This window comes from Mycobacterium sp. (assembly GCF_025965855.1).
In the GTDB taxonomy this organism is placed as follows: domain Bacteria; phylum Actinomycetota; class Actinomycetes; order Mycobacteriales; family Mycobacteriaceae; genus Mycobacterium.
In genome coordinates this window covers 1-10205 of the sequence record NZ_JAOPWB010000217.1, presented here as the reverse complement: position 1 = coordinate 10205, position 10205 = coordinate 1, and the positions used below count along the sequence as shown (strand labels likewise).

7 protein-coding genes and 1 pseudogene are annotated in these 10205 nt (G+C 68.3%); 4 read left to right on the top strand and 4 right to left on the bottom strand.

All coding sequences use genetic code 11. The features are described 5' to 3' along the window. A pseudogene (locus tag JWP83_RS18400) lies at positions 1–528 on the bottom strand (DNA polymerase III subunit delta'); the annotation flags it as partial. A 107-nt stretch (positions 529–635) separates the two neighbouring features. Between JWP83_RS18400 and JWP83_RS18395 the strand changes: the two are divergent. Further along, positions 636–2312 (top strand): adenylate/guanylate cyclase domain-containing protein, encoded by a 1677-nt coding sequence (locus tag JWP83_RS18395; protein ID WP_297732705.1) that lies wholly within the window; start codon positions 636–638, stop codon positions 2310–2312. A gap of 277 nt (positions 2313–2589) precedes the next feature. Beyond that, the gene (locus JWP83_RS18390; protein WP_297732703.1) at positions 2590–2880 is read left to right on the top strand and encodes a hypothetical protein; all 291 of its coding nucleotides are present in this window, start codon (positions 2590–2592) and stop codon (positions 2878–2880) included. Between the two features lie 195 nt (positions 2881–3075). On the opposite strand, the gene topA is transcribed toward JWP83_RS18390, so the two are convergent. The 3 genes from topA to cspA all read right to left on the bottom strand — a co-directional run bounded on the left by topA (position 3076) and on the right by cspA (position 7002). Then, the gene (gene topA, locus JWP83_RS18385; RefSeq protein WP_297732701.1) at positions 3076–5880 is read right to left on the bottom strand and encodes a type I DNA topoisomerase; all 2805 of its coding nucleotides are present in this window, start codon (positions 5878–5880) and stop codon (positions 3076–3078) included. Positions 5881–6074: 194 nt separating this feature from the next. Continuing rightward, positions 6075–6674: a hypothetical protein gene (locus JWP83_RS18380; RefSeq protein ID WP_297732699.1), complete on the bottom strand. Its 600-nt coding sequence runs from the start codon at positions 6672–6674 to the stop codon at positions 6075–6077. A 124-nt stretch (positions 6675–6798) separates the two neighbouring features. Continuing rightward, entirely contained in the window at positions 6799–7002 is a 204-nt protein-coding gene (gene cspA / locus JWP83_RS18375; RefSeq protein ID WP_007166602.1) for a cold shock protein CspA, read from the bottom strand. A gap of 259 nt (positions 7003–7261) precedes the next feature. Here cspA and JWP83_RS18370 point away from each other — a divergent pair, with 259 nt between their 5' ends. Then, positions 7262–9574, top strand: a complete 2313-nt coding sequence (locus JWP83_RS18370) for a DEAD/DEAH box helicase (protein WP_297732679.1) — start codon at positions 7262–7264, stop codon at positions 9572–9574. Positions 9575–9695: 121 nt separating this feature from the next. Then, a partial coding sequence (locus JWP83_RS18365; protein ID WP_297732677.1) for a PE family protein occupies positions 9696–10205 on the top strand: 510 nt, incomplete at its 3' end.

Genomic DNA, 10205 nt, shown 5'->3' with positions numbered 1-10205 from the left:
GCGCGAGCGCAGCGTGATCGCGATGTCCTCGGGATCCACCGACGGCGCGCACAGCAGGAACACGGTAGACGGCGGGGGCTCCTCGACGACCTTCAACAAGGCGTTCGCGGCACCTTCTGTCAACCGGTCGGCGTCCTCGATCACCACGATCTGCCAGTGCCCGGTCGTCGGGCGCCGCGACGCTATCTGGACGATGGCGCGCATCTCGTCCACGCCGATGGACAGGCCCTCGGGGATCACCCGGCGCACGTCGGCGTGGGTGCCGGCCATGGTCGTCGTGCACGCCCGGCAGCGCCCGCACCCAGGGCCGCCGTCCTCGGAGGCCCCAGTGCATTGCAGCGCGGCCCCGAAGCACAGCGCGGCAACCGAGCGGCCGGAACCCGGCGGGCCGGTGATAAGCCACGCATGTGTCATAGTCCCGTTGCCCGGATCGCTGTGAGCCGAATCACCGCGGGCCGCGTGGGCGGCGGCGAGCAGCTCGGCCACCACGGCCTCTTGGCCTACCAGCCGCGTAAACACCCCGGACATCACCGGCAACAGTAGTGACACCGGCCGACAGATACCGATCGGCCACCGTTTCGCGATGTACCCGTTACATTTGCCTGCGTTTTGCCAGGTGTCGGTGACTTGCCGAGATGCTTATTGTTTTCCGCCAAGCCCGTCCTGCCCGATACGGTGGATTGGTGGCAACTGAGGCGGCACTGCACGGGCGGATCAGCGCGTTCGTCCGGTGGGTGGTGCGCACTCCGTGGCCGCTGTTCGCGCTGAGCATGCTGCAGGCCGACATCATCGGCGGCCTTTTCGTGCTCGGCTTCCTGCGCTACGGCCTGCCGCCCCAGGACCGCATCCAGCTGCAGGACCTGCCCGCGGTCAACCTGACCATCTTCATCAGCGTCGTGATCAGCCTGTTCCTCACGGGGATCGTGTTCAACCTCAGGCTGATGTTGCCGGTATTCCGGTGGCAACGCCGCGATAACCTGCTCGCCGACGACGACCCGGGGGCCACCGCACTGGCCCGCAGCCGCGCGTTGCGCATGCCGTTCTATCGCACGCTCACCAGCATGGCGGCCTGGTGCATCGGCGGCGTGGTGTTCATCATCGCCAGCTGGTCGGTGGCCAAGTACGCCGCGCCCGTCGTCGCGGTGGCCACGGCGCTGGGCGCCGCCGCCACAGCGATCATCGGTTACCTGCAGTCCGAGCGGGTGCTGCGGCCGGTGGCCGTCGCGGCCCTGCGCAGCGGCGTGCCGGAGAACGTCAAGGCGCCCGGCGTCATCCTGCGCCAGATGCTGAGTTGGATGCTGTCCACCGCCGTGCCGCTATTGGCGATCGTCCTGGCCGTGGTGGCCGACAAAACTTCCCTGCTGCACGCGCCGCCCGAGAAGTTGTTCAACCCGATCCTGCTGTTGGCGTTGGCGGCGCTGGGCGTCGGTCTGGTCAGCACGCTCCTGGTGGCCATGTCGATCGCCGACCCGCTGCGCCAGCTCCGCTGGGCGCTGTCCGAGGTGCAGCGCGGTAACTTCAACGCGCACATGCAGATCTACGACGCCAGCGAGCTGGGCCTGCTGCAGGCCGGCTTCAACGACATGGTGCGTGACCTGTCCGAGCGGCAGCGCCTGCGCGACCTGTTCGGCCGCTACGTCGGCGAGGACGTGGCCCGCCGGGCCCTGGAGCGCGGCACCGAATTGGGCGGGCAGGAGCGCGACGTCGCGGTGCTGTTCGTGGATCTGGTCGGCTCCACCCAGCTGGCCGCGACGCGCCCGCCCGCCGAGGTGGTCCACCTGCTCAACGAGTTCTTCCGGGTCGTCGTGGACACCGTCGGCAAGCACGGCGGGTTCGTCAACAAGTTCCAGGGCGACGCGGCGTTGGCCATCTTCGGTGCGCCGATCGAACACCCCGACGCCTCCGGCGGCGCGCTGGCGGCCGCCCGTGTGCTGCACGACGAACTCCTCCCGGTGATCGGTTCCGCGGAGTTCGGGATCGGGGTGTCGGCCGGCCGGGCCATCGCCGGCCACATCGGCGCGCAGGCCCGCTTCGAGTACACGGTGATCGGCGACCCCGTCAACGAGGCCGCGCGGCTTACCGAGCTGGCCAAGATCGAGGCCGGCCACGTGCTTGCGTCGGCGATCGCGGTCAGCGGCGCCCTGGACGCCGAAGCCTTGTGCTGGGACGTTGGCGAGGTCGTCTATTTGCGGGGACGTGCCGCGCCAACCCAATTGGCCCGGCCGTTGAACCTTGCCGGAATCACCGATTCTCAACCCGTGCGGGCCGACCCCGAGCAAGTGTCCAGCGAGTCGGTCGGCCCGGGTTTCTAGACGCGGGTCCGAGTTAACTGCCCGGCGCTGAGCCCAGCCCTCTACCAATAGGGCGTCGGTCCACGACAGCCCGGACCCCAATGTTGCCGTACATCCGCGGCGTCAGTGCGAGGTGCCCGAGCGGTTCGCGGTGGTGGGAGCCTGCTGGCGCGCAGTTCATGGATTTCCGCTCATAACCCGTCAGCTCTATCGTGGCTAAGCAATTTGCTGGAGTTGATTTCTGATCAGCGAAGTCGAATTAGCATCGCCGATTATTAAACATAGAACGATCGCGACGATGACAGTTCTCATCGCGCCGACTATCGCGGCGGGGGTCGCCTCCGGTGTCGCGGTGGCGGACCCGGCGATGCCACAACCCGCCGGTGTGTGCAACAAAGCCGCCGGCAGCTCAGCCGCTCTGGACAACGCGCAAACATTCGCACCAAACGGGGACGTCCTCATGTGCGTGCCGGGTCCGCAGGTGGGTCTGTGGCAGCGCGTCAACGGCATTCAACGACCCATACAGGCATGGTTCACCTATGGGCCGCAGGCACGTTGGCCGCGGGGGATGTCACCCCGAGTGGTCTGACTTGGGTCGGTTGGAACCAAGACGCCAACAAGACCCCTTGCGCCGCCGAACAGATACCTGCCGGAGGGGCCCAAGCGTCGTAATGCCGATCAGATCTGACCAGTTGCAGGAATTCCATCTGCTGCCAAATCTGACCACGTTGACGCTCAGAGGCTCCTGCAGTTGGAGGCCGGCCGGCTCGTCGCCTTACGGGCCCTAACCGCGCTTGGTGGCCCTCTTCGCCGGCGCCGTGCGCGTGGATTTCTTCGCGGGCCGCTTCGCCGGACCGCGGGCCCGCCGGTCGGCCAGCAGCTCGGCGGCGCGCTGGTCGGTGATCGACAGCACGTCGTCGCCCTTGCGCAGGCTGGCGTTGGTCTCGCCGTCGGTGACGTACGGCCCGAATCGGCCGTCCTTGATGACCATTGGCTTGCCCGACGCAGGATCGTTGCCCAACTCGCGCAGCGGCGGCGCCGAAGCGCCCTGCCCGCCACGGCGTTTGGGCTCGGCGTAGATTTTCAGCGCGTCTTCGAGGGTGATGTCGAAAATCTGATCCTCGGTTGCCAGCGAACGAGAATCGTTGCCCCGCTTGAGATACGGGCCATAGCGCCCGTTCTGCGCGGTGATCGGTTCGCCGGATTCGGGGTCCGCGCCGACCACACGCGGTAACGACAACAGCTTCAGCGCGTCCTCGAGGGTGACCGTCTGCAGGTCCATGCTGCGCAGCAGCGAACCCGTCCGGGGCTTGGGGGCTTTGAGAGCCGAAGCCTTCTTGCCCTTCTTGGCGGCCTCACCGTTGGCGTCGGCGGACGGCTCCGGCTCCGGCAAAATCTCGGTCACGTACGGCCCGTACCGCCCGTCCTTGGCGACGACCTCGTGACCGGTTTCCGGATCGACCCCCAAGACGCGGCCCTCTTGCGGTGTGGCGAAGAGCTCTTCGGCCACCTGAAGGGTCAGCTCGTCGGGGGTCAGCGAGTCGTTGAGGTTGGCCCGCTGCGGCGTGGGCTCGCCTTCCTCGTTGGTCACAATGCGTTCGAGGTACGGCCCGTTCTTGCCCACCCGAACGTGTACGGGCCTGCCCTCAGAGTCGTCAAATACCTTGATGGAGTTGACTTCTCGCGCGTCGATGCCCTCGAGATTGACGCCGACGAGCTTCTTCAGGCCGCCGGAACGGGCCACCGAGTCGGGCACACCGTGGTCACCGCCGAAGTAGAAATTGTTCAGCCAGTTGGTGCGGTGCTCCTGACCGGAGGCGATCGCGTCGAGCTCGTCTTCCATCGCCGCGGTGAACCCGTAGTCGACGAGGCGGCCGAAATGCTGTTCCAGCAGACCGGTGACGGCGAACGCGACCCACGAGGGCACCAGGGCGCTGCCCTTCTTGTACACGTAGCCGCGGTCCTGAATGGTCTTGATGATCGACGAGTAGGTCGAGGGCCGGCCGATGCCGAGCTCCTCGAGGGCCTTGACCAGCGAGGCCTCGGTGTAGCGCGCCGGCGGGTTGGTGGCGTGGCTGTCCGGAACCAGCTCGAGGGCCTCCAGCCGCTGCCCCTCGCTGAGGTGAGGCAGCCGGCGCTCGGCGTCGTCGGCCTCGCCGCCGGCCAGCTCGTCCACTGTTTCCACGTAGGCCTTGAGGAAGCCGGGGAACGTGAGGGTGCGGCCGCTGGCCGAGAACATCACGTCCCGATTCCCCGACCGGCCCGCGATCCGCAGGCTCAGCGTGGTGCCCCGCGCGTCGGCCATCTGCGAGGCCACCGTGCGCTGCCAGATCAGCTCGTAGAGGCGGAATTCGTCGCCGTCGAGCTCGCGACGCACCGCGTCCGGCGTGGCGAACGTCTCACCGGCGGGCCGGATCGCCTCGTGCGCCTCCTGGGCGTTCTTCACCTTGCGGGTGTACTGGCGCGGCGACGGCGAGACGTACTCCTCGCCGTAGAGCTGACGCGCCTGATTGCGCGCCGCGCCGATCGCCGACTCCGACAGGGTCGTCGAGTCGGTGCGCATATAAGTGATGTAGCCGTTCTCGTAGAGGCGCTGCGCGATGCTCATCGTGCGCTCGGAGGAGAACCGCAACTTGCGGCCGGCCTCCTGCTGCAGCGTCGACGTCATGAACGGCGCGTACGGGCGCCGGGTGTAGGGCTTCTCCTCCGCCGAGGCAACGGACAGCTGCGCGCCCCGCAATCCGGTGGCCAGCTCGGTCGCGCTGGCCTCGTCCAGGATGACGACCTCGTCGGCTTTGCGCAGCTGGCCCAGCGAGTCGAAGTCACGGCCGGTGGCGACCCGCAGGCCGTCCACGTTGGTCAGCCGCGCGGTGAAGGTGGGCGGTTGGGCCTGCGGGTCGGAGACGCTGGCGTCCAACCGGGCGACTATGTCCCAGTACGATGCGCTGCGGAACGCCATGCGGTCGCGCTCGCGCTGCACGATGATGCGGGTCGCGACCGACTGGACCCGGCCCGCCGACAGCTTGGGCGCGACCTTCTTCCACAGCACCGGGCTGACCTCGTAGCCGTACAGCCGGTCCAGGATGCGGCGGGTCTCCTGGGCGTCGACCAGATCGATGTCCAGGTCGCGGGGATTTTCGGCGGCCTCCAGGATCGCCGGTTCGGTGATCTCGTGGAAGACCATCCGCTTGACCGGGATATTCGGCTTCAGGGTTTCCAGCAGATGCCAGGCGATGGCTTCGCCCTCGCGGTCACCATCCGTGGCCAGGTAGAGCTCGTCGACGTCCTTCAGGAGGCCCTTCAGCTCGGTGACGGTGTGCTTCTTCTCCGGGCTGATGATGTAGAGCGGCTCGAAGTCGGCGTCGACGTTGACTCCGAGCCTGGCCCACGGCTCGGACTTGAACTTCGCGGGCACGTCGGCCGCGGCGCGGGGCAGGTCGCGGATGTGGCCGCGCGAGGACTCGACGATGTAGCTGGAACCCAGGTAGCTGGCAAGTTTGCGCGCCTTCGTCGGCGACTCGACGATGACGAGTCGCCTCCGGACGCCATTTCCGCCGCTGACGCGGTCCTTTAGCTTCGGGTCAGCCAACTGCGCTTACGCTCCATCCGTTATCCCGGCCCCCTTTGGGGGACCGCCCTGCAGGAAGAATGACAGGCCAGCGTCCGAAATTCCGGTGAAATCCGGTACGCGAGTGTTCCTTCGCTTCAGGGCACCTGACAATTTCGCACCCTCGGGCGGGCCTGCGCAAACCGGCTTCCCCAAAAACGGGCCCTAAAACCCGGCTAGACCCGGGGCCACAGCGGCGACGCCTCGGCGCCTTCCGGGGGCTCCCCCACGTTCTCTACCAGGCGCGACAGTCTGCGTCGGCCACTGATCCGAAGCGCCGGCCGGCCGCCGCGCGTGCCGATCAGGGTGGGCGCAATCCCGACGCGCATCAGCGCCGACGCCAGCGGGGAATGGGTGTCGGGCGCGTGTGGATCCAGGCCCAGCAGATAGTGGTCGCCCTCCGGGTGACCGGCCGCCAGCGTCCACGCCCGCAGCTCTCGGGGCCCGGGCAGCCAACGCGGCGGCACCGTCTTGACCGCGCCGCGGGTCCATTCGGCGGCGAGCGCGGTCAACGCGGGGGTCACCCCCGTCCTCACCAAGGGGGTGTCCTCGTCGGTGCGGCTGATCTCGGGCGCCAGACCGGCCTCGCGGATCATGTCGGCCAGCGCCGCTGCGCGCCATGGCTGGTCAACGACCACCGAAAGCCGAGCACCCTGCACCTGACCTTCAGACGAAGCGCCGACCAGGACGATCTGGCCTGAGGCCGCCAGCACCCCGGAGAGATCGGCGGCCGCGGGCGGCACCGACTCCGCTGTGAAGAAGGAAAGCTGGCTCACGCCAACGACAGTAGGCCAGGTCGACCGTCCACGCCTTCAGGCGCTCTAAACGGAAAGCGAAAACCCCCCGGCGAGGTCCGCTACGCGGAGTTGCTCGGGGGGTTTCGTGGAGAATCTGCTCGTCTCAGACGGAGCGGACTCCGGTGGCCTGGGGGCCCTTAGGGCTGTGGCCGATTTCGAACTCGACCTTCTGGTTTTCTTCGAGGGTGCGGAAGCCCGAACCCTGGATCTCCGTGTAGTGGACAAAAACATCTGCGGAACCGTCTTCGGGAGCAATGAACCCGAAGCCCTTCTCCGCGTTGAACCACTTCACAGTTCCCTGTGGCATTTCTCGATCTTTCCTTCTCTTATGGGTGCGGGGCACCGCCTTTCGATGCCCCGGGCCAGCTGCGACCGCCATACCTCGCGGAGTCGCCGGAACTTCACCCGACCGATAACCTCGCAGGAACCGCGGCCACAACGTTGATCCTGCGAAAGTTTTACACGAACACAGAAGCTGCGACCGCAATCAGTCAACCATGTTCATCGCGTCCGCGACAGACTTGCGTCTTAGACCGATTCTTAGCCGGATCCTTGGAGGGTGTGAGGTGGCCAGTTTCGGCGCCGACCTGCTGGCGGTCGCGCTCGCCGGAATCGCGGCGGGCGAGCGTCCGCTGCGCCATGTCGCCGAGTTGCCCGCGCGCACCGGCCGGCCGCACGGTTGGCCGGAGTGGGCCGAACCCGACGTCGTTCGCGCATTCGCCGACCGCGGAGTCGAAACGCCGTGGTCGCATCAGTCTGAGGCCGCGGAGCTGGCCCACGCCGGCCGCCATGTGGTGATCAGCACGGGCACCGCGTCGGGCAAGTCGCTGGCCTATCAACTTCCCATCCTCAACACGCTGGCGACGGAACCGCGGGCCCGCGTGCTGTACCTGTCGCCGACCAAGGCGCTGGGCCATGACCAGTTGCGCACCGCGCACGCGCTGACCGCCGCCGTTCCCCGGCTGCGCGACGTCGCGCCCACCGCCTACGACGGCGACAGCCCCGCCGAGGTGCGCCGCTTCGCGCGCGAACGCTCCCGCTGGCTGTTTTCCAACCCCGACATGATCCATTTGTCGATCTTGCGCAACCATGCCCGCTGGGCCGTCCTATTGCGCGGCCTTCGCTTCGTGATCGTCGACGAATGCCATTACTACCGTGGGGTTTTCGGCTCGAATGTGGCGATGGTCTTGCGCCGGCTGTTGCGCTTGTGCGAGCGCTATTCCTCCGCGCCGACCGTGGTCTTCGCCAGCGCGACGACCGACTCGCCGGGCGCGACGGCCGCCGAACTCATCGGCCGTCCGGTCTCGGAGGTCACCGAGGACGGCTCGCCGCAGGGGGCGCGGACGGTGGCGTTGTGGGAGCCCGCGTTGCGGACCGATCTGACCGGCGAGAACGGTGCACCGGTGCGCCGGTCCGCCGGCGCCGAGGCGGCGCGCATGATGGCCGACCTGATCGCCGAGGGCGCGCAAACGCTGACGTTCGTCCGATCGCGCCGCGCCGCGGAACTGACCGCCCTGGGTGCGCGGGCGCGGCTCGAGGACATCGCCCCGGAACTGTCTTCGAAGGTGGCGTCGTATCGGGCCGGTTACCTCGCCGAGGATCGCACCGCGCTGGAGCGCGCCCTGGCCGAGGGGCGGCTGCGCGGCCTTGCCACCACCAACGCGCTCGAGCTGGGCGTCGACATCGCCGGACTGGACGCGGTGGTGCTCGCCGGTTTCCCGGGAACGGTCGCCTCGTTCTGGCAGCAGGCCGGCCGGTCGGGTCGGCGAGGCCAGGGTGCGCTGGTGGTGCTGATCGCCCGCGACGACCCGCTGGACACGTACCTGGTCCACAATCCCGCCGCGCTGCTGGGCAAGCCGGTCGAGCGGGTCGTCATCGATCCCGCCAACCCCTACATTCTCGGGCCCCAACTCCTTTGTGCCGCAACCGAAATGCCGCTCGACGAAGCCGAGATCCGGGACTTCGGCGCCACCGAGGTGGCCCAGGGCCTGGTCGACGACGGGTTGCTGCGGCGCCGCAACGGCAAGTACTTTCCCGCGGCCGGCATACAACCGCACGGCGCGGTGGACATCCGGGGCTCGGCGGGTGGCCAGATCGTCATCGTCGAGGCGGACACCGGGCGGCTGCTGGGCAGCGCCGGGGTGGATCGGGCCCCGGCCTCGGTCCATCCCGGCGCGGTTTATCTGCATCAGGGCGAGACCTACGTCGTCGACTCCCTGGACACCGAGGACGGGATCGCGTTCGTCCATGCCGAGGATCCCGGGTATGCGACCTTCGCGCGCGAACTCACCGACATCGTCGTCACAGGGACCGGTGAACGGTTGGCTTTCGGACCCGTCACCCTGGGTTTGGTGCCGGTCAGGGTCACCCATCGGGTGGTGGGTTACCTGCGCCGCCGACTGTCTGGGGAGGTGATCGACTTCATCGAGCTGGACATGCCCGAGCAGGTGCTGGCCACCACGGCCGCCATGTACACCATCACTCCGGATGCCCTGCTGCGCAGCGGTGTTGAGGCCCCACGGGTCCCCGGCTCCCTACACGCCGCCGAACACGCGGCCATCGGCCTGCTGCCCCTGGTGGCCAGCTGCGACCGTGGCGACATCGGCGGGCTGTCCACCGCGATCGGTCCCGACGGGCTGCCTACCGTCTTCGTCTACGACGGCTACCCGGGCGGGGCGGGATTCGCCGAGCGCGGATTCCGGCGGGCCCGCACCTGGTTAGCCGCGACGGCCGTGGCGATCGAGGCGTGCGAGTGCCCGAACGGATGCCCGTCGTGTGTGCAGTCCCCCAAGTGCGGGAACGGCAACGACCCCCTGGACAAGGCCGGCGCGGTGCGGGTGTTACGGCTGGTGCTCGCGGAGTTGGGCAGCGGAGGCTGAAGCGCTTCTGAATATGAATACAAACGGCCAATCACCGACCTCTCGCACGAAAGACCGGTACGGTCCGGAGGCCGGACGAATCAATAGCGAAAGATTTCAACCGGGGGCCGGGAGTATTGCTATGTCGTTCGTCGTCGCGCTACCGGAAATGCTGGCGACAGCAGCAACCGATGTGGCCAGCCTGGGTTCGACGCTCGACGCGGCGCATGCGGCCGCGGCGGCCCAGACGACCGGCGTGCTGGCCGCGGCCGAGGACGAGGTTTCGGCGGCGATCGCCGCGCTGTTCTCCGCCCACGGTCAGGCGTGTCAGGCGGCCGGCGCGCGGGCGGCGGCGTTTCAGAACCAGTTCGTGCAGGCATTGACCGGGGGCGCACAGGCCTATGCCGGCGCCGAGGCCGCGAACGCCTCCCCGCTGCAGGGCGTTCTCGACGGTGTCAATGCCCAATTCGTGGCGCAGACCGGGCGCCCGCTGATCGGCAACGGCGCCAACGGGGCACCGGGGACGGGTCAAGCCGGCAAGCTCGGCGGCTGGTTGCTCGGTGACGGCGGGGCCGGCGGCTCGGGCGCTGCGGGCCAAACGGGCGGCAACGGCGGCGCCGCCGGGTTCTGGGGCAGCGGCGGTGCCGGCGGG